Consider the following 21,324-nt stretch of genomic DNA (forward strand, 5'->3'; position numbering starts at 1 on the left):
GGGTGGGTTTTCAATCGTCTGAAGCTTTTTTACCCGGGCCGGAGCGGGCTGTTGGACAAGTCCCGGGAAATGGACTTGAGGCGGAGAGTGCCCCGCAGTTCCTGGAGATCCAAGGGCAGCACCACCTGATTTCCAGCGAGGGAAGCCCCGGCCACGCCCTCAAAAGCCTGCCGGAGCATCCACCCCGCGGCGCCGGTGTAGCCGTGCCAGATCATGCGCCCCTGGTCGAAGGTGGTCAAGAAGTCGGCGGATTGCTTGTTGGGCTGACCTCCGTAGACCTCGATTTCGCCCGGCGCCAAATGGGAGAGCGGGGCGATTTTCATCCACAAACGATAGCTCGCGTCCCGGTATTCCTTGGCCTTGGGGGCGTCCCCGTCCTCCTCCGCTTTCTCCGCGAGAATACGCGCCGCTTTGACAAGCCACTGAACGCCGTGACAATACATGCCGTTCTCCCGGACCCCTTCGGGGTAGTGGCTGCTTCGGCCGAGATAAGGCTTCGTGTCTTCCCGCAAAGCGGGCCAACCCAGAAGAATGACGTTTTCCCGTTCCAGGACTTTGAGCGCGGTTTGAAACACGGTACGCGCCCGTTCGGGGTTTAGGCCGGCCATGACCGCCCAGGCGGCGGTCAAGGCGTCGATTTCCCAGACCCCCGAATCTTTCACGCCGATTTCGGTTCCGTCGTCGTGGATGGCGCGCAGGTAGCGGTCCCCGCGCCAGGTTTTTTCCAGAGCGGCTTCGAGTTCCTGGGCCCGCTTCATGTAGTAATCCCGGCGGGAACGACCGTCTTTTTTCTCGATGATGTTCAGTGAGTTCTTCAATATATAGAGAAGGAAGAAGCCCAGCCAAACGCTTTCCCCCCGCCCCTCGCTTCCGATTTCGTCCAGACCGTCGTTCCAGTCGCCGGTTCCTATCAGTGGAATCCCGTTGACTCCCATGCGTTTTTCAAGGACCAAGTCGATGGCCTTCAGGCAGTGCCGGTACACCGTATCCCCCCGGGTGGACCGGGGATAGATCGTCCCCCAGCCGTGTTTGTTGTGGGGCAGGGGCAGGAAGGGATTTTCGGCCCTCAAGTACGTGGTCATTTCGTCCAGCAACGTTTCGTCGCCCGTGAGTCGCACGTATTCCGCCGCCGCCCAGGCCAACCAAAGCAGGTTGTCCGAAGCGTGGGACCGGTTGGAGAACGCCGTGCGTCCATCGTGCAGGGTGTGGAACCAGTGGACCACGTCGCCTTCGATGAATTGTTGGGACGCGTGAAGCAGGATTTGCTTGCGCGCCAAAGCCGGGTCCACCCAGGACAGGTTGACGGAATCTTGAAGTTGATCCCGGAAACCGAAGGCGCCGCTGGTTTGATAGAAACCCCGGCGGGCCCAAATTCGTTCCGCCACCGCCTGGTATTTGAGCCAGTTTTGAAATCGATCGAAGTCGGCGCTCGTGGTCTCGAGCCGCACCGTGCCCACCAGGCTCGACCACCACCGGCGGGTTTCGTCCAGACTCGCCTGGGCGGCTTCCACGCTTTTGTATTTCCGAATGAGCTCGGCGGCCTGTTCCCGGGTATCGATCTGGCCGAGCACCACCACGACGGTGCGCTCTTCGCCCGCGGGGATATCCAAAGTGCCCAGGAAACCCGCCACCGGCCGGTCGTCCGACGTCTGGGTCCAATCGGGCTCGCCCCGTTCCACCAGGAGCGGACGATCCACCCCCCGGCCGGTTCCGAAGAATCGGCCCCGCTGGGATTCGATCCGCTCCGCCGGGATGGACAGGGAGGCGAACGCCGGGCCCCATCGGAAAGCGTTCACCGGATTCTCAAAGTAAAGCGCGTCCAGGGATTTATCCAACGTCACCTTGAGCGGCCGCCGCCGAGGCTCCGCCTGGCCCGCGAGAACAATCTGGAAATAGGGCGCCACGCGCAATCGGCGCGCCTGGGTCCCCTTGTTTTTAACCGTCAGGCGGTAAACGCCCAGGGGTTCCCGGGGCGGAACGAACACGGTCAATTCCGTGGCCAAGGATTTCTTGGTCATGTGGAAAACGGCCGTCCCGTCCACGCCGAAGGCCGCGGTGTTCTTGGCCGCGGAGTCGTTCAGCGGGTGGTGCGTCGGCGAAAACCATTCCTTTTCGTCGGGGTCGTAAAGATAGATGGCTTCGGCGGGGAGTTCCCGGGTCACCGTGTCGGGCCAATCCGGCGTCACGGGGTTTTGCTGGGAGTTCCCGTTGGAGGTCGTGTGGAGTCCCCGGTTGGTCACCATGACGTAATGCCCCACCGCGTTGGACAAGGCGTGGTCGTAGGGCCGCGGGGTGAAAGGCGTGTGAACGCGCAGGGTGTTCCCGTCCGGGGAATAATCGGAGTAGGGCTGGGGCGTCCCCGGCGGAATCTCCCCGTGGCCGATCAGGGGCACGCGGTGGCCCTTCCGGGCGGGACTCGCCGGCGCCACGGATTCGGGCCGGAGATGCTTGTGAAGAACCGCCAGGGCGGCCTCGCGGCTTTTGGCGCTTCCCAGAATCAGCCGCAGGGTTTTGGATTCCCGGGCGCCCAATTCCACGTCGATTTTAAGGCCGGCGATGGGGTCGAACGTCGGGTAGCCCGCCGTGTCCTGGGGCTCCAGGAATTTCAACGTTTCCAAGAGACGGGGCGACCACAGGCTTCGGGCGCGGCCGATGAAGTCCATGCGGGAGGTGCAAAAACCCCGGGGCGCGGACTGGACGGCCAGGTAACCCATGGTCTTCGTCTTTTTTTGCCAGGCCAACACGGCGTTGGATTCCCGGACGTATTCCATTTCGGGGAACAGACGCCCGTACTGGGTGTGGCCTTTGTCGGAATCGGGGCGATCCAGAACCCACTCCACGTAGGGCACGGCCACCAATTGGCGGGGCTGGTCGGACTGGTTCTCCAGGGTGAGGGTCCAAAGCTCGGCCGCGGTGTCCCGGTCCGGAAGACGGACGTCGATGGTGGCGCGGACGCCGTGGGAAGAAGTCATCAACCGCAGAGCGTCGCCAAAACGTTCGACCACCGGGGCGTCAAAGCGGTCCCGGGGAAAATTGCCGGCCAAAGGCCAGTGGCGGCCCGGGCGGCCCAGGGGGATTTCGGTATCCACCAAGAACAACGTGCGGCCGGCGGGATCCAGCGTGTCGTAGGCCCGGCGGGTTAGGTCGTAGCCCTTTTGCAGAATTTCACTGTGGAATTCCCCGTTTTCTTGCACCACCACTTTGTATTCCCGGTTGGCCAATTCGGAGGAACGGGCTCGGACGCCCGATCGGCGCTCCGCCCGCTTTCGACCCAGGAAGATCATTCCGGTGAACAGGGCCAGAGCCCCGGCTCCCCAAAGCGCCCAGGTCAGGGGCGAAACACTCTGAAGAAAAGCGTTCAACCCGCCCGACTCGGCGGCGGCGCGTTGCATCTTTTGAGAGGTTTCCCAGGCGGTGTCCCAGTCCGCCCCACGGGGAATGTAGAAGGGAATCAGGAGCGGGGCCCAGGTGGTGAACCGCTTGACGCCTTCGGGGATGTAGCGCTGGGCGGCGGCGGGGCCGATGAAACGAGCGATCCGTTCGTCCAGCTTGTCCATCCCGAGGAAACTCAAGTTGACCAGGGTTGCCACCCGAAGGCCCATGTGGTCGATCCAAATCAAGACGCGGACAATGTCGTAAGCCAACAGGGCCACAAAGAGGTTGAGGCTCCAGGCCTGAAAGTCCGTGGGGTGAAGCGTGATGTTTTTGACGATGGCCACGAGGGTTCGAATCGCCCCGTCCTGGTTGTACCAGGTGGCCTGGCCCATCATGCGGAGGCCCGTGTTGATGATGGGCGCCATCCAGAGGCCCCACCGCAACACGTGGATGGTGTTGACGCCCATTTCCACCAGGCCGGACCGGGAAAAAAAGTGCCGGATGGGCTGCTTGTCTTTTTGGAAGTAGGCGGTCATGAAAACCCGGTTGACCGCGAAAAGCCAGGCCGCGATGGCCCAGGTGATGACGCCGGCCACGGATTCATTGAAAAACATTTTCGCGCCGCCGGTGAAGGCGCCCACGTCCACCCGGCCCCATTTGCTGAGGAGCGCGTAGATCGTGTAATTCTGCGACGGCAACCCGCTCGCCGTGTAGAGCTTGAACTTCTCCACCAACACGGGAACCTGGGCGGCGTCCAAATAGAAGGCCAGGGCCGCGCCGATGAAAGCGCCCAAGCCGCCGTCCACCAGGTAAATTTTCCAGGTTCCCACCCGGCCGCGGCGCGTGGCGCCGTACACCAGGTCGCGAACCCAACTGACGCCCGCCGAGGCGAGCGCGCCCGCCGCGAGGCCGAAGGCCAGGCGTTCGGCCGTCGAACGGCCGGACCAGCCGCCGCTGAAGCCCAACGCGAGGGCCGCGCCCGTCACGGCGCCGCGGACGTACAGGGAGCCGTTGCGGTAACTGTAGGCCGCCCGGCGGAAAAACGACATGCTTCCATCAAAACTCTCCACGATCGCCTTGGCGAAGGGATAGACCAAGGCCCCGAGGACCGCGCCGGCCACCACGGGCGACGCCGCGAGAAATTGCTGGACCGGGACCGCCGACAACCCGAGCTTGACCGCGTAGAGAATGCCGAGGAAAAGGCCGCTGAAAGCCAAGCCCTTTTGCAGGCCCACGGCGGCGTGGCGGTAGAGGGGAACCCGGGCCGGGGCGTAACCGTAAATGCCGTCCAACACCATGCCGGACACGAGATACACTTCCGCCCAGAGTCCCGCCTGGGCGATCATGGCGGCCAAAACGGCCACTCCGGCGGCCGCGGGCGGGGGCAGCGAAGCGGCCCAGGCCGAGGACCCGGCGTCCGCGAATTGGGGCGCCACCACCACCCCGAGCGAAACCACAAAGAGCAACAAATGACCCCGGGCGGAGGAAAGCCCCTTGCCCTTAACGGCGAGTCCGATGGCGTTGGCCACCGCTTCGTTGACCGCAAAAACCAAAAGGAGCCGTCCCAGGGTCTGAAGGAGCGGCCCGCGTCCGGCAAAACCGCCGCCGGTCAACGCGTCCGCCAATCCCTCGACGTACCCCGCGCTTTGCAGCGTCAGCAGTACGCCAAACAAGGTCGGGATCCCCGTGACCAGCGCGCCGACCACGGCCCGCAGCGATTTACCGGTGGCGGAGAGAGAGGCGGCGTTCAACCCATGATAAAGCGCGAAAAGAACCGCGGCCGTGAGGTGGTTGTTCAAAAAGATTTGGGCGGTGGCGGTGGGCGCCAGCCAGAGGGGCTGCAGGCTGGAACTGGCGGCCACCAATCCGGTGTAGACAAAATTCAAAAAGACCTCGGCCGGGGTGCCGGGACGGTGCGCGAGGGCCCGTGTCATCCCCTCCCCCAACAGGGCGCCCAAGGCGCCCAGAAGAAGGAAGCCGAAGGGCCCCTCGGATCCGGGGAGCGCGCCCAACACGAAGGTGGCCAATCCCCCCGCCAATCCGGCCGCCAACAGGGCGCCAAGGAACAGGTCCCGCTTCAACCCCGGGACGGGAATGGCGTCGGCCGCCGCGGCCGACGAAGCCCCCCGTCGAATCCAACGGCCGACGAGCGTCGTTGCCAGGAAAAGCAGGAACCCGGTCAATAAAATAAGGCCGATCTTGCCGCCGACGCGCGGGCCTTTCCTCAAAACGAAATCGCCTTGAATGAATTCCAGATCCAGGCCCAACGCCCCCGCCACGGACCCGCCCCCGGGGGCGGGTTTTACGACAAAAACCGCTTCTTTGAGGGCGCCGATGGTTTTCCAATCCACCCCCTCCCGCACGGTGGTCCACCCGTCGTGGAGCGGGATCTCGATGGTTTGGGTTTCCTTGAGACCTTTGATTTCAACGGCCACCGACAGGGACGCGGCCTGGGCCGCGTCCGCCGCGTGGACCGCCGCGCGAACGCCGTTGGCCGTTTCGGGCGTCAACGCCGCCGGGTATTCGTTGCTCCAAACCCCCACGGCGGACCCGCTGGCGGCCGTGAATTCAAACCGAATCAAATCCTTTTTGACGGTGTCGTCGAAGGCCACCGTGATCCGACCGTCCGAAGCGCCCATATTGAAAACGCCGCGCTTGCCCGCGTTCAAAAGGCCGAAGGCGCCCGGGGCGCCGGCCCCGGCGAGGTCCGGCGTCCCGCCTTGAAGGAAGGACAAGTCGAAATACAGGTCCCCGCGACTTGCGCGGCCGGGCGCCGGCGTCACCACAAAAACGGCCTCTTTAAGGTTGCCGATCGACGTCCAATCGATGGCGTGCTCCGTGGTCGTCCATCCCTCGCCCGTTTCCAAGGGGATTCGCTGGAGGGCTTTGTCGCCTTTAAGCTCCAACGCCACGGCCACGGCGTCCCGCTGCTCCGCGGCCGTCGTTTTGACCGCGGCGTTGACGGCGTTGGCCGAAGCGGCCGTCAATTCGGCCGGATACCCTTTGCTCCAAACTCCCGCGACGCTGCCGCTGGCCACGACGTAGCTGAATTTAAAAACGTTTTTCTTGGCGGCGGCCTCGGGTTCAACGGCCACCCGGCCTTCGGCCGCGCCGATGGTGAAAATCCCCTTGTCCGCGGCGCTGAGCAGACCCAGTCCCGGCCCCCCCGCGGGCGCCACCGGCGTTTTCACAAACGCCAAATCAAAATAAAATCGACCGACGCCTTTTTTGGCCGGGTCCACGGGCGTGACGACGAAGACCACCTCTTTCAATTTGCCGATCGTGTCCCAGTCCACCGCCCGATCCGTCCGGGACCAATCGGGCCCCGCGGACAGGGGAAGGCGTTGGGTTTCTTTGGCGCCCTTGATTTCCAGGACGACCGTCGCGACGGCCGGACCGCGGCCGCTTTTCACCCCGACGGACACGGCGTTGGCCACGGCGGCGGACAGATCGGCGGCGTAGCCCTTGCTCCACAAGCCGACCACGGCTTTGGGCGCGGCGGTGAAATCAAAGCGAAGGACCTCGCGGCGGAGATTCCCGTCCCGAACGCGGGAAATCGCGCCCTGGGCTTTGCCGATATTGAAAGCGCCCCGTTCCGGAGCCTCCGCCAGGCGGAGGGCGCCGCCCGCTTTGGGCAAGGCGGCGCGTTTCACGAATTCCAAATTAAACAGGAGGGTGCCCGTTTCGGTTTTTCCGGACGTCGGGGCCACCACGAGCACGGCCTCGTTGAGCCGTCCGATGGTTTTCCAATCGACCGCGTGGAGGGTTTTGGAGACCCCGTCGTTCAATTCCAGGGGGATCCGCTGGACGGCCTTGGTGCCTTTGAGTTCCACCGTCGCCGACAAACGGCGGGCGGCGCCCGCGATCGGGAAACGCACCGTGGCTTCCACGGCGTTGGCCGCGGCCGCGGAAAGCGACGCCGGGTAGCCTTTGGTCCACACGCCGGCCATGGATTTGGCCGGAACCGCGTAGTCGAATTGAAGGGCGCCGCGACCGTCGGGGCCGGGAACGGCGGTGGCTTTCCCGTCGGCCGGTCCGATGTTGAAGAACCCCCGGGCGGGGGCGTGGGCGGCGTCGAGGCTCTTGGGGTTTGGCCTGACCGCGGCCGGGGGGGCGGTCGGCGCTCCCGCGGCAAATTCCAAATCAAAGAACAGGGCGCCGGCGGCTTTTTGGCCGGGCGTCGGGGCCACGACGAAAACCACTTCCTTGAGGGCGCCGATGCGGTTCCAGTCGATGACCGCCTCGGTTCGGGTCCAGCCCGGACGGAGCGTCAGGGGGACGCGTTGAACTTCCCGGACGCCTTTGACCTCCAGCGCCACGGAGACGGGCGGAAGAACCGCCGGTCCTTTGACCGCGGCGACCAGACGCTGAACCACCGACGAATTGACCGTGGCGGGGTAATCCTTGGTCCAGACGCCCACCAGGGCGCCGGCGGGCGCGTTGAAATCAAATTTTAAAACCGGTTTTTTAAGGTCCGGGTCCGGCACGGTGTTGACCGTGCCTTGGGAAGGTCCGATGTTGAAAACGCCCCGGGAGCGCGCGCCGGAGAGGCCGTCCGCGGCCATCGCCGTGGCCACGGCCAAAAGGAAGGGGGCCAGCGCGGCGGCCCAACGTGCGCCGCCCCGAAGGGGCGGGGGCACGTTTTCGCCCCGCGCCGCCGTTTTGTTTCGCCACGTGCCCCTTCTGTTTGCGAACCGCTCCATAAAGCGCTCTCCGTGAATGGGATAAAAGAAAGCGGAAGCCCGGCCCCCGCGTCGTTCCCGAGGACCGGGCTCCGCCGTCAAAACCGCGTCTTATTTCTGAACGCGAATGTCGTTAATCAGAACTTTGCCTTCGCCGCCCGGACCGCTGATGGCGATGTCCAAATGGCGGATGAGGGTGGCGTCCAACCGGTTGTCACCGCCCCAAAGGTATTCCATGTTCGACAAGGGGATGCGGACTTCCTGCCAGGCGTTCGAAGCGCCCATGCCGGGGAAGACCTTCCCGAAGGTTGATTCGTCGCGGTCCACGACCTTGACTTCGACGTTGTTGGGATCCCCTTCGCCCTTGATGCGAAGGACCAACGCGGCGTTCCCCGCCGACAAGTCGGCGTTGAGCGTCTTGCGGATGGCCACCCATTGATTGGCCGGGATCGAATATTGCACCCCAATGGCCTTTCCCTTCAACCCCGCGCCCGAAAAGAGGGTCGCGTTGGCGCCTTCGCCCTTGGCCAGCGTCCAGGATTCGAGGCTGGAGCCGTCGGCCACCAACCCGTCTTTGGCCAGCGCGCCGGCCGGGTTCGCCGCCACGAGGCGCAAATCCGAAATCAGGACTTCGCCCGACCCGCCGTCGCCCGCCGCGGCGACCGCGATGTAGAGATCCTTCACGGCGCCCAGGGTTTGGTCCCCGCCCCACCAGTAGCTGAAATCGGCCTCGGTGAAGGTCACCTGCGCCCAATCCCCGTCCGTCGTTAAGGACGGACGTTTGACGCCGTAATTGGTGTCGTCTTCGTCCACGAGCTTGATTTCCAGGTTGTTGGCGGCTCCTTTGCCCTTCATCCAAAACGAAATCGCCTTGCCCCGGAAGCTGGGGATGGAGAAGGATTTGTTAATCGCCACCCATTTCCCCGTGCCCATCAAGTAGCTGATCTTCATGGCCGAACCGTTTTTGCCCTGAGCCTGGGACAGTTTAAGTTCCGACCCGGTGTCCTTGGCCGACGCCCAGTCGATGCGATCGAAGTTGTCCAAGATCACGCCGCCGCCCGCCGCCGCTTTTTTCTCCGGGGCCGCTTTTTTCGCCGCGGGGGCTCCGCCTTTGCTTTTCGCCAGAACCGGCAGGGGGCTCCAGGCCATCATCAGACCCAGCGCCAGCGCCGTCCCTTTTCGCAAGTTGTTCATCGTTCCGCTCCTTTGAGAAGATTCCTGAGAATGCATGAAAAATCTATTCCTTGAGCCCCGTCGTCGCGATGCCGCGGATCACGTACTTCTGAGCGGCCAGGAAAACCACCAGCACCGGCAAAACCACGACGGTGGCGGCGGCCATGAGCAGCCCGAAGTCCGTCGGATGCTGGCCGTTCAAATTGGCCAAGGCGACGGGCAGGGTGTAGCCGTCCTCCCGCACCATGACGATCAGCGGCCAGAGAAAATCGTTCCAGGACCCGATGAACGTGAAGATGCTGAGCGTGGCCAGGACCGGCTTGCAGAGGGGCAGCACCACGCTCCAATAGATCCGGAATTCCGAGCACCCGTCGATTCGGGCCGATTCGATCAGATCGTTGGGGATCGACATCATGAACTGGCGAATGAGGAAAATGCCGAACACGTTGGCGCACACGGGCACGATGAGTCCCAGGAAACTGTTCAAGAATCCCATTTTTTTGAGCAGAAGAAAAACGGGGATCATCGTCAACTGGCCGGGCACCATCATCGTGGCCAGGAGGAAGCTGAATATTTTGTCCCGGTGGCGGAACCGGTGCTTGGCGAAAGCGTAGCCGGCCATGGAATTGACGAAAAGGCTCAAGACGGTGATGGCGACCGAAACGAGAACGCTGTTGCGAAAATGGACCAGGAAATTCACTTCCCGCACCAATTGCGCGTACCATTGAAGCGTCGGCTCCCGGGGGATCCACGTCGGAGGGTAGGTGAACAGCCCGCCCCCGGTTTTAAACGACGTCGAGATCATCCAAAAAAACGGCATCAGCGTCGCGGCCGCGGCGACGGCCAGGAGAAGATGCACGCTCCCGGCGGCGACGGCGTCGGACATCCAGCGCTTGCTTCGGGCGCTCACACGAACACCTCGAAACCGCTCTTCTTAAGGCGCATCTGCGCGAAGGTGAACATGAAGATGAGCCCGAAGAGAGCGTAGCTGATGGCCGAAGCGTAGCCCAGGTTGAAAAACCGAAAACCGTGGTTGTACATGTAAAGCACGATGGACATGGTCGAATCCAGGGGGCCGCCCCGGGTCATGACGTAGGGTTCCGCGAAAAACTGCAAATAACCGATGGTCGTCATGATGAGAACGAACAGAAGGGTCGGCGCCAGGCCGGGGATGGTGATGTAACGAAAACTCTGCCAGGCGCTCGCCCCGTCGATGCGGGCCGCTTCGTATTGGCTTTCGGGAATCGTCTGGAGTCCGGCCAGAAAGATGACCATGTTGTAGCCGAAATTTTTCCACACGGCCATAATGATCAAGGAGGGCAGCGACGTTCGGGGGTCGGACAACCAGAATAGTTTTTTGAGGCCGAGGTTCTGCAAAAACCAGTTGAAGGCGCCGTATTCCGGATTGTAGAGCCAGCGCCAGACGACCGCCACGGCCACCACGGTGGTCACCACCGGCGCGAAGAGGGCGACGCGGAACAAGGCCTTGCCCCGGACGAATTTCTGGTTCAAGGCCACCGCCGCCAACAGGGACACCCCGATCGTCAACGGCACGCCGATCCCGGCGAAATACAGCGTGTTCCACAAGGACCGCCAAAACACGGGATCCTGGACGATGCGCAGGTAATTGTTGACCCCGATGAATTGCACATCGCGCCACTTGTTGATGGAAAAAATGTCGATGTCGGTCAAACTCATCAGGAACGACACGGCGATGGGCAAAAACAGGAAGGTCACCAGGAGCACCAGCGCCGGAACGGTGAAGAGGAGGCCGATCAGGTCCCGCTGGAAAAAATCACGGAAATGGAACGGGGGCTCGGCGGGCGCGCCGTCGGCCCGGGAGCGGAGGCGCCCCACCGTGGTCAGCCACAACCCCACGAGAGCCAACAGGGTCGCCACCCCGGCCCAACGGCCAAACCGGCGCCAACTTCGCGGCTCCCGGGTCCGCACCGAGCGCAGTTTTAAAATGCGGGTTTCCAATTCGGCGAGGGCGACGCGGATGGTGTCCTCGGTCTGAGTGGAATCCAGGACCACCCGCTCCATCGTGTCGTCAATCGCGCTGGCGATCTGCTCCCATTCCGCCACCGTGGGCGGGCTGGCGGTGTCGAAGAGCTGGCGGCCGAACACCTGGACCAGCGGCTTGTCGTTAAAATAGGGGTCTCGCCAGGCGACTTGAACCGAAGGGAGATCGGTGGTGATTTTCATCCATTCGACTTGGTTGGCCGGATCGCTCATAAATTCCAGGAATTGCCAGGCCCGCTCTTTCTGTTTGGAGGCCTTGAACACGACGAGGTTGGACCCGCCAACGAAGGACGTGCGGGACTTTTTCCCCGGGAGCATCGACACCCCCCAACGACCATCCAACTCGGGAAGTTCCTTGCGGATCAATTCCAGCATCCAGGGGCCGGACACGAACATGGGCAAGTAGCCGGTTTTGAAGGCGTGGAAAAGATCCACGTCCGCGGCTTCTTTGGTGGGGGTCAGATTCTCTCGAAAAAATCCGATGTAGTGCTGGACGGCGCCGTAGAAGGCCGGGGACGTCGGGCGAAGGGGATCGCCGCCGTTTTGCCACACCGTCATCAAGAGATCCGCCCAGCTGCGGGCGCCGAGCGAGATGCCGTAACCGCGGCGCCCATCGGACGTGCGGCGGGTCGACAATTTGCGCGCGGCGGCGGTGAGTTCCTCCCAGGTGGACGGAGCGGCGGGATAACCGACCGACGCCAGCAGGTCCTTGCGGTAGAAGAGAACCCGCGTGTCGACGTACCAGGGAACGCCGAAGAGGGCGCCGTCCACCCGGCAGGTTTGAAGCGACCCGGGGAAAAACGCCTCGGGGCGGGCGGTGGCCGAGAGCGCGGCGCGGGCGTCCAGGGGTTCGAGGGCGTCCATGGTGGCGAATTCCGCCATCCACGTGGTGCCCACTTGGCTGACGTCGGGGGGAATGCCGCCGACGACCGCCGTCAACAGCTTGGCGTGGGCCGCCTCCCAGGGGATGGCCTGGGTTTCGACGGTGACGCCGGGGTGGGCGGCTTCGAACCGCCGCGCCATGAGGGCGATCTTTTTCCCTTCCTCGCCCATGGCCCAGACCACCAACGGCCTTTCCGCCCGAACGGATCGGACGGAAAAGAGAAGGGGCAGGAGCCACAGGACGCGGCGCATGAAGGGTTTAGAACACGACTTCGAAACTGATCCGGGTGAAATTGTCGTCGAAAGGCGTCCCCTGGGGTTCGAGGGCCCCTTCCGAGAAACGGGTGATTTTGTGCTCGGCGAAGAGCTTGGCGTTGTTGGCGACGTAATATTCCAACCGGGCCTGGAGGCTGTCCGAGGTGAAAGTGCCGTTCGTCGCGGGGTGCCAGATGCGCTCCTGCCGGGGTTTGACCCAGCCCGCCACCCGCGGGGACAGTTGAGCCCGGACGTAAAGCTCGGTGCCGATCACCTTTTCGTTTTTGTCGGTGGTGAAGGCGGATCGATCGCTCGTGAACTTGTAGGTCTCCCGGCGGTAATCCTGGGTCAGGGAAACGTCCATCCCCCGGTAGCCGTAGTGGCCCAGGCCCCACAGGAACTTGTGGCGGAAATAGGCCGCGTCGGAATGGCGACGCATGGCGTCGTATTCGGCGGAGAGCGTCCATCCCCCGTGCCGCTGAATGGCCCGGACGTTGTGCCCCCACTGATCCGAGTCCGTGTCATCGTAAAAAACAGGCACCTGGCGGAAATGGGGCTTGTACCCCGTGCCGATGTCCCGGTAGCCGTAGGCCAAATCGAGCCCCCGCCAGCCGATGAAATCCCCGGCGCCATAAAGCTCGACGCGGTTCCGCCAAAGATGTCCCCCCGCCTGATAGGACGGGTCGACAAACTGAGAGAAGACGGGATTAAAAGGATCGGAGTAATCGGCGGTGGCGTTTTGCCGATACGTGTTGTAGCCGTAAAGCGAAACCAGTCGGAGTCGATCGTTCCAGGCCCGGGCGTCCGCCTGCAGGTGGTAGGTCATGTCCTGGGCCAGGCGTTCCAATTTCAACACCGCGCTATTGGCGGCGGGCTGGAGGGCGCTGTTGGACACCGCGCTCGCGTTGGATTGGCGGCCGTTTTGTTCCCAGTAAACCGCGTAGGCGGACAACTTCAGACTGGGCAGGTAGTAGACGCCGCGGGCGCCACCGGTGAAGGAATTCAGGGAATGCTTGATCACGAACCCCTCGTAGTTCAATCGGTCGACGTCGCCCTGCACCTCGATCCCCTTGAACCCGAACACCGGGGCGAAGAGGTCGGGCGAATAATCGATGAACAAGTTCCCGAGCGTCACGAGGGACACCGCGGGGTGGAGGTTCGTGATGAACACCTGAAAACTCGGCATTTCCAAACCGGGGAATCGGTTCGTCGTGGCGGTCACCGAGGACCCCACAAACGTCGAGGCCTGACCGAATTCCTGGGACGTGGAACCAAATTCGACCCGGGCGCTGTAGTTCCCCAGCTTGCCGGTGGTCGTCAGTTTGGCCAAATGGTTTACCGCGCTTTTTTCCTCCGGGGTGTAAAAGTATTCCGTGTAGGCCTGCAGGCTGAAATCCACGTTGCCCGCGGCGAGTCCGGGGATCCTCCCCGAAGGGATCGCGGCCGTGGCGGGCGCGCCCGGCTGGGGCGCCGCGGCCGGGACGATGCCGCCGGAGGACAAGCGCTCCCCGGTCACGTAAAGGAGATCCACTTGGATTCGCCCGGCGGTCACCTGGGCGCCCGAGGTTTGGGAGGACGTCGGGCTCATCAAGGCGATTTCGTAGGCTTTCACGCCGACCAAGTCCGGCGGGGTGCCCTTGGGCGGTTGACCCACAATTTTAAACGCTTTGATCGGCATGCCGACCAGGGACCAACGCGTGGAGGCCAGGGCCGTTTTGTCCAGGTATTCCCACATTTCCCCGTCGGATTCGGTGAAGCGGAATCGAAGATAGTTTTCCGATCCGTCGCCCTTGACCCACATTTTAATTTCATCGACCCCCGTCCAATTGAGCGGCTCGGCGGGCGACCGCTGGGCGGAGACCCAGGTGCCCCAGGGGCGGTTGGTGGAGAACTGATACTGCATTTCCATGGAGTAGTCGCCGTCAAAAAGAACCCGCGACGAGGCCAAAGAAAGGGACGATTGGTCCCCGGTGAACACCCGGTAGGCCTGGGTCGGGTTGGTGCGGTCAAAGCCGTCGACCACCGCTTTGTTCACCAAGGCGCCGTCGGAACCGGCGGCGGCGCCTTCAAAACCGATGTTGTCGATGTAAATCCGCCCTTTTTGTTTTTCGGCGAACCCGAAACTGATGTTGTCCAAAGCGGCCAGCGTCACCCCGCCGAAATCGCCCAGGGGAATGAGCACCCGCCGCCAGGTTTTGGACAGGTCCGTGTAGGCGGCGATGGGTCGCTTCCGCTCCTGGCCCTTGGCGTCCCGAAGTCCCACGTCGAAAATCTCCCCGCCGGCATCGCCGCGAACGTCCAGACCCAAATAGCGGTAACCCGAGGCGTTAAACCCCTTGAGGGCCAATCCCGCGCCGCCGAAACCGCCGGGGACGATGCCGTAACGAACGCCCAGGTGCTTTCCTTTTTCGCCGTCCGCGTATGCGGTGCTGGCGTTCAACACGCTGCCTTTTTCGTCCTTAAAAGCGAAGAGCTCCGGGGCGGTGTTGTCAAAATCCGCGAGGGTTTGACCGGCGTCCGCGTGGACGGAGGCGCCCATCCACAGAAAGGCGGCCAGGGCGGAACCAAATCGTCGAGTGGGTTTCATTTCAACACCAACTTTCCAAGTCGCGCTTTTTTACCGCCCAGAGACTGGAAGCTCCATTGCAGCTTGGCTTCCGGCGTTCCGTCCGCGGAATCTTTGTCGTGAAAAGCGAGGGAGAAACCCATGTCCCGGTTGACCCCGGGGGTCAGTCCCAGGAAGGACCAGGCCACCGCGATTTCGACGGTGTGCTTTTTTTTGTCCCAGGCGTACCGGGCTTCGTTTTCCTTGGGGGCGCGGCGCTGGAACCAGGCCCAGCGGCCGGGCAACGCGGAGGCCGAGACCGGGGAAAAACCGAGCTGGAACGCGGTCGGGTCGCCCCACGTGAAGGCCGGCCCCGTGGGATTCACGTAGATTTCCACCACGTCGCCCTTCCACAGGGATTCGCCTTCCTCCCCGTTTTGAACGTCGTTGTCTTCCAGATCCACGGCCGCGTAAAGCCATTGCTCGTCCCACTGGACGGCGAAGCGGGCGCCCGCGTCCCGGGCCCCCCGGGCGCCGGACTCGACGAATTCCGAGGGGGACAGGTCGACGAAGTCCCGGCGGGGCCATTCCGAAAGCTTGCCGTCCAAGGTCACCGGTTTATCGGCGTGACGGGCGGAAAGCTCCCGCTCGGGCTGGGTCAAATTGTTATCGGGATTTTGGGCGAAATACACGCCGTCCACGTAAACGGTTCCGCTCTTCCGGGTCACGGCGTCGGGGGCGAAAACGATGACGAATTCCTTCACCGCGCCCCAGTCTTTGATGTCGGCGAATTCCCGGAGCGGGACCACGAACCGGCGCCAGTCCGTCCCGAGGCCGTCCACCACGAAACCTTTGTAACCGGAGCTCAACCCGTCTTTGATTTCAATTTTAAAAGAGCGCGTGTAACCGGCCGTGGCGTCGCCTTTCGCCCAGAAAATTAGGTAGTTGTAGGGGCGAAGGTCCTGGGCCGGAAACACGGAGTAATATCCATTGAAGGCCTGGTTGGAGGTGACGGCCGGGCTGGCCACTGAAAAATTGGTGGGCACGCGGATGTTTTCCCGTTGGCTTTCGATGTCGAAATCCAGCCGCAGGCTTCGTCCGAGAGAGCCCAACCGGTCCAACTGCACGCGCGTGGCCGTGCATCCCTGGCTTTTGTCCTCGGGGTCCATCCAGGCGCCGGTGGCGCCGCCCAGGGCGTTTTCGGTTTTGTCCTCGTCAAAATTGTCCAGCAAAAGGATCGGCCCCGCGGCGCGGACGGTCGTTGCGACCACCGAGAGAGACCCGGCCAGGACCGCGCCGGCGAAAAGGGGGCGAAGGATTTTCACTGGCCGAACCTCAATCCGAGACTCATGGTCTGAGTGTTGCCCAGGGCCTCCTGGCTGTCCCAGGCGTAGTCCACATCGAAGGTCCGGAAATGGAAGCCGCCGCCGATGGAAAAGCCCCATTGCTCTTCGTCGCCTCCCCGGTGCAAACCGCCCCGGAGCGTCACCAAATTTTTCATCAGGCGCTGGGCGCCGCCGAACCGCCACTGGGCTTTTTCAAAACGACGCTTGTCCCATTCCGCCGCCAGGTCCGTGGTGGTGGTCAGGCGAAACAGGGCGCCCGTCCGAACCGTGTACGGCTGGAGGTCTTTGGCCCCGGTGTCCCAGCGGATCGAAGGCTGGTTCGCGTCCTGCCAGGCGGCCGACAGGCGAAGGCGGTCGTCGAAGGGGCGCCATAAAAGCCCCAGGTCCAACCCCACGCCCGATCCCCGGGCCCCGCCGCCCAAAGCGGCGTAATAACGGAGCCCCGCCCCGACGCTCAAACAATCCTGACAGAGGGATTTGCCGTAGGCCACCAAATAGGTGCTTTCGGCGTATTTGTAAAAATCGGCTTCGCCCGTGGTGTCCAGGTGAAGCAGGTGGGTCGACAGCGTTCCCCCGCCGACCCGGGGGTGGGTGTAGCCCACCGCCGCGTAGCGAAGGAGGCCCAACCCGTACAAATCTTCCATGGAGGCGGTGAGTTGCGGCTGGCGGACCAAGGCCAGGCCGGCCGGGTTCCAATAGGCGGCGGTGCCGTCTTCGGCGACGGCCACGTAGGCGCCCCCCATGCCTTTGGCCGCGGCCCCGTATCCCAGGGGTTCAAACGCGGCCCGCAAAGCGGGAGCCATCAACAGGAGAGCGGTCAAAGACCAGCGGCGGTTCATCGGAGCACCCCGGCGATTTCTTTAAAGGTATCTTTCCCGTCGATCACCCCGTCGGCTTCCAAGGAGAACAAGCAAAGGCCGTTGCCCACCCGCCGACCGTCGTCCGCGGCGCCGTCCCAATCGATGGCGTGCTCCCCGGCGACCTGATCGCCGGCGTCGATGGTTTTGATCAACGCCCCGTGAAGGGCGTAAAAGCGGAGCACCACGTGCGCGGTTTGGCTCAGGCTGTAGGCGAGGCGGAAAGAATCCTTGACCCCGTCGCCGTTGGGCGAGAAGGGGTTGTTGGGGGTGGCGACTTCCGTCAACACTCGGCCGATGGAGGATTTCTGGAAATCCATGGCCGGGAGCGATTCCAAATTGTCCAAGGCCAGGGTTCCGGCCGCCGCTTTGCCAACGGACACGGCAAAATCCACCTTGGTGATGTTTTTCAAATCCAGGCGGGCGTCGCTTCCGATCGTGCTGAAGGAGAACTGGTCGCTTTTCAGCGTGGCCGTTTTCCAAGCGCCCCCCGTGTCCGTCACCTCCGACAATTTCTTGACGTAAACGGTCCCGTCCCCGTCGGTGATCTTGACTTCTAAATTCTCGTTGCCGCCGGTGCCTTTGAAGCGGAAGCGAAGGCCGGGTTCGGCCAAGAGGTTGACCCCCAGGGTCCGTTCCGCGACGGCGAAGGGCGTCGAGGGGTCCACGGCGAAGCTGTAATCCAACTTGGCCACCCGGTTGTCGGCCCCGGCGCCCAGGGACGTGGGATCGTCCACGTAGGAAAGGCCGACGGTGGCCTGGGTGGGCGCGGCCGTCACGAAATTCCCCTCCACCAAGTCCGACCCGAAATCTTCCACCACCGCCCGGTCGGACAGCGTCGCCGCCGGAGGCACGATGGCCAGATCGTCGAAATAAACGTTGTGGGAACCGGCCGTGTCGAACACAAAAACGATTTCTTTGAGGGCGTTCAAATTAAGGGTGGGCTGAGCCGCGGCGATGGCCGCGAAGGAGTAGGTAAAGGTCGAAAAGTTGATCTGGGGGATCCCCGTCACGGCGGTGCTGAAAGTGACGCCGGCCACGTCTTTCACTTCCATTTTAAGGGCTTCGGCCACGTTCAGAGACAACGCGTAGAACCGAATGCTCTCGTCGCCCCGCACCGTCATACCGCCCAACTCTTCGGCAACCCCGCAGAATTGACCGCCGCCCAGGGTGCATTTGAGCTCCCGCGTTTTGGCGCCTTTCATGGGTTGGGTCGACACCACCGCCGAGTAACCCGACCCCGCGTTTTGGAAATAGATAATGGATTGGGGACCGATCCGATCGTTGACGCAGGTGTTGAGAACCGAATTGGCCACGCAGCCGGGGACGGTGTTTTCGTTTCCATCGATCAGGGACACGGGCTGGGTGGCCCGGATCAAATGGAACGCGTCGAAGTAGACCGTGCCCGTGCCGGCGGCTCCGTTGTCTTTGGTGACGCCGAAGCTGAATTTGGCGGTTTGGGACAAATCAAAGGAGGCGTTGCCGTTGGCGAAGGTGATGAAATCCGTCAGAGGGACGGTGCGCTCGCGCCAGGTGTTGTCGGGGGTGACGGGGAATTTATAAACCAGGCCGTCGGCCAAAACCGTGGTCGTGCTGTCGGCGTCGACGAATTCGATTTGGGCCGTGTTGGTGGGGCCCGAGGCCCGGTAGGCGAAACGGAGGGCGTTGGCCCCCACGGCCGCGTAATTCCGCGAGCTGTAGGCGCGGGTGATGCCCACGAAGGACCCCGCCGTCAGGTCGTAATTCATCTGAAGGGCGTTGCCCGTGACCCCCGTGACGGCGCTTAAGGTCACGGTGGATCCGGTGTCGGCGAAAGTGGACCAACCCGAAAGGGATTCAAAAGAATCAATGACCGCGGCCCCCAGGGGGGCGGCGGCGCCGGCCAGTGCGGCGAGCAACATACAACGTCGTGCGATGACGTTCACATCGTCTCCTAACGTACGAACTTTGAATCTATTTGACAGGGCGTTTTCTGGTCGACGCCCGAACCACCGTTTCCGCCGACCGGGTTCGCGCCCGCCAACCGGGCCGCTTTCCCGTTTGAATCCAGCGACGAAGAGCCCGGCCCGCTTCGACCGCCAACCGACGAAGGGGAGGACGAACGGTCGTGAGTCCGGCCTTCCGGGCCTCCGGGACATCGTCAAACCCGACCACCGCCACGTCCCGGCGCTCCCGGGCTCGCAATTCCTCCAAGGCCCCCAGGGCCATGGCGTCGTTGGTCGCGAACACCGCGGTGGGAGGCCGCCGCAAATTCAAAAACCGCTTCATCGCCCGGCGGCCGCGCGCCCGGTCGAACCGCCCTTCCATTTCCAGCGCCGGATCCGGGGAGATTCCCGCCGCTCGAAGCGCTTGCCGAAACCCCCGTCGGCGGTCCCGGCCGTTGGCCGTGTCCAGCTTCCCGTTAATGAGCCCGATGCGCCGGTGTCCCCGACGAATCAAAAAGCCAACCGTTTGCCGCGCCGCGGCCACGTTGTCGACGTCCAGCCAGGGACTCGTCCGGGACCGGCCGTTGATCACCACCGTCGGCAATCGCCGCCAGGACGCGGGAAGGGGCGTCTCCCCTTCCGGCGCCACCCGGATCAACCCCGCCAGCGGCGCGCGCGAATCGGGATTAATCCGCAAATCGTCCAGGGCCCGCCGAAGGCCGGACAGAATTTCAACGAAATAAGGCGCGGAAAGATCAGGATCGGGGTGGGTCAAAACCCCGACGGCCCGGGTCGTCACCGGCTCGGGTCCTTATATCTTAAAAAAAAACCTCGTCGCGGAGTAGCCGGGATTGGGCCTGAATCAGCGAATGGCTCCAAAACCGTTTTTGAATCGCGCCGTTGTTCAAATAGTTGTTCAGCGCCACCAGGGTCATCGCCTGATCCAGCGCCAAGTAACGAGGGGAAATATGGCCGGTCTTAACGTTGATGCTGTCGTAAAACCCGTATTCGCCGTAAAAATTACGGAACCGCGCCAGTCGTCGGATGTTCTCCACGGCGCGGGGCGCGTCCACGGACAGGGCCAAAAAGCTGACGTGGGGGGTGACCACGCCGTCGTCCCGATAACCCTTGGCGCCCAAATAGGGAACTCCGTATTCCTTATACCCCAGGGGATCGTCGGGCGTGGCGCAGGGGGACAGCCCCCACACCGGGTAACGGCGCTCTTCCAGCGCGTAGCGGATTTGAGCGTCCAAGGCGATCTTGTTATTCGCCCCCAGCCCTTTGGGAGAGAGGCGTCCTTCGTCCAACACCAAGGTCGGCATCAGGAATTCGAACAAGCTTCCGCCCCAGGAGGGCACCCAGCGGACTTTGTTGCGTTCGTAGTATCCGTAAAAAACCGGAACGCCTTCTTTTTCAACAATTTTTCCCTTGGGTTTCTGGTTTTGCCAATCCCAATCCAAGGGCAGGGTTCGGAACAATTTATACCAGTGATCGTGGGGAAGATCGCCCTTGGCAATGCCGATGTAGGAGGCCAGGCGGGGTTCCGTGCAGAGCAAACCGTAGTGGGATTCCGTGGGCTTTTTCTTGTCCGCGTCGTAACCCAAATAGAGCTGACCGGCTTCGGCGTCGAACAGTTTCGAGAAATCCATTTGGCGGAGCATCGGATCGATTTCGGTTTCCAGCTCCGGGTAGGCCTGGCGGGCCACGATCAGCCCCGCGGCCAACCAACCGTTGTCCACCGAGGACACAAAGCGAGAGGAGGCGTCGGTCGTGATGGTTTCGTAATAATTAAAGTACTGGCCTTCCCAATGATCCACGCCCCGCAAAGTGGCCAGGAGCCGCCGGGCCCGGGCGAGGCTTTCCCCCCGGGCGATGTAGCCGAAATCTTCGGCGGAAACCAGGCACATGAGATAGAGGCCCATGTTGGTGGTGGAGGTGTAACTGTTGACTTTGGTGTAGGTGGAGGCGATCAGCACGTTGTCCAGCGGCATGCCGGTCTGCTTGTCCACCAAATCGCGGAAGTAGCCCCAGGTGTCCCGGGCGACTTGATTCAGGAAGGGTTTTTCGTCGGAATAGGAGTCGATGGTTTTGTATTGGACGGGCTTGAAGCGGTAGACCCGGGATTGCTGATCGTGTTCGGGGAGCGGGTTTTTGCCCGCGCGGGCAAAAACCCATAAACAAAGGAGAGCCAGGATGGGGAGGAGTCGCTTCATGTACCCTTCTCAGCAATGAGTGTGGACGGGGACCGCGGCGTCCGGCTCC

At 62.9% G+C, this 21,324-nt stretch carries 10 protein-coding genes; all 10 read right to left on the bottom strand.

The annotated features are described in order from the left end of the window. Nucleotides 1–29 precede the first annotated feature (29 nt). The 10 genes from IPP68_00950 to IPP68_00995 all read right to left on the bottom strand — a co-directional run bounded on the left by IPP68_00950 (nucleotide 30) and on the right by IPP68_00995 (nucleotide 21,275). Nucleotides 30–8,015 (bottom strand): hypothetical protein, encoded by a 7,986-nt coding sequence (locus tag IPP68_00950; protein MBL0348931.1) that lies wholly within the window; start codon nucleotides 8,013–8,015, stop codon nucleotides 30–32. 153 nt (nucleotides 8,016–8,168) lie between these two features. Next, nucleotides 8,169–9,251, bottom strand: a complete 1,083-nt coding sequence (locus IPP68_00955) for a hypothetical protein (GenBank protein MBL0348932.1) — start codon at nucleotides 9,249–9,251, stop codon at nucleotides 8,169–8,171. A 43-nt stretch (nucleotides 9,252–9,294) separates the two neighbouring features. Then, nucleotides 9,295–10,116 (bottom strand): carbohydrate ABC transporter permease, encoded by an 822-nt coding sequence (locus tag IPP68_00960; protein ID MBL0348933.1) that lies wholly within the window; start codon nucleotides 10,114–10,116, stop codon nucleotides 9,295–9,297. Nucleotides 10,117–10,136: 20 nt separating this feature from the next. Next, entirely contained in the window at nucleotides 10,137–12,386 is a 2,250-nt protein-coding gene (locus IPP68_00965) for an extracellular solute-binding protein (protein MBL0348934.1), read from the bottom strand. 7 nt (nucleotides 12,387–12,393) lie between these two features. Continuing rightward, a complete protein-coding gene (locus tag IPP68_00970) occupies nucleotides 12,394–14,976 on the bottom strand; it encodes a hypothetical protein (GenBank protein MBL0348935.1) in 2,583 nt (860 codons plus the stop codon). Continuing rightward, the gene (locus IPP68_00975) at nucleotides 14,973–16,259 is read right to left on the bottom strand and encodes a hypothetical protein (protein ID MBL0348936.1); all 1,287 of its coding nucleotides are present in this window, start codon (nucleotides 16,257–16,259) and stop codon (nucleotides 14,973–14,975) included. The genes IPP68_00970 and IPP68_00975 overlap by 4 nt, the downstream gene beginning before the upstream one ends. Continuing rightward, complete coding sequence (locus tag IPP68_00980) at nucleotides 16,256–17,119, bottom strand: hypothetical protein (protein ID MBL0348937.1); 864 nt, start codon at nucleotides 17,117–17,119, stop codon at nucleotides 16,256–16,258. The genes IPP68_00975 and IPP68_00980 overlap by 4 nt, the downstream gene beginning before the upstream one ends. Continuing rightward, nucleotides 17,116–19,038: a hypothetical protein gene (locus IPP68_00985; protein MBL0348938.1), complete on the bottom strand. Its 1,923-nt coding sequence runs from the start codon at nucleotides 19,036–19,038 to the stop codon at nucleotides 17,116–17,118. Before IPP68_00985 ends, IPP68_00980 begins: the two co-directional genes overlap by 4 nt. 52 nt (nucleotides 19,039–19,090) lie before the next feature. Then, a complete protein-coding gene (locus IPP68_00990) occupies nucleotides 19,091–19,861 on the bottom strand; it encodes a substrate-binding domain-containing protein (GenBank protein MBL0348939.1) in 771 nt (256 codons plus the stop codon). 19 nt (nucleotides 19,862–19,880) lie between these two features. Beyond that, entirely contained in the window at nucleotides 19,881–21,275 is a 1,395-nt protein-coding gene (locus tag IPP68_00995) for a DUF3131 domain-containing protein (GenBank protein ID MBL0348940.1), read from the bottom strand. Between the last annotated feature and the right edge of the window lie 49 nt (nucleotides 21,276–21,324).

This window comes from Elusimicrobiota bacterium, from assembly GCA_016722575.1.
In the GTDB taxonomy this organism is placed as follows: domain Bacteria; phylum Elusimicrobiota; class Elusimicrobia; order FEN-1173; family FEN-1173; genus JADKIY01.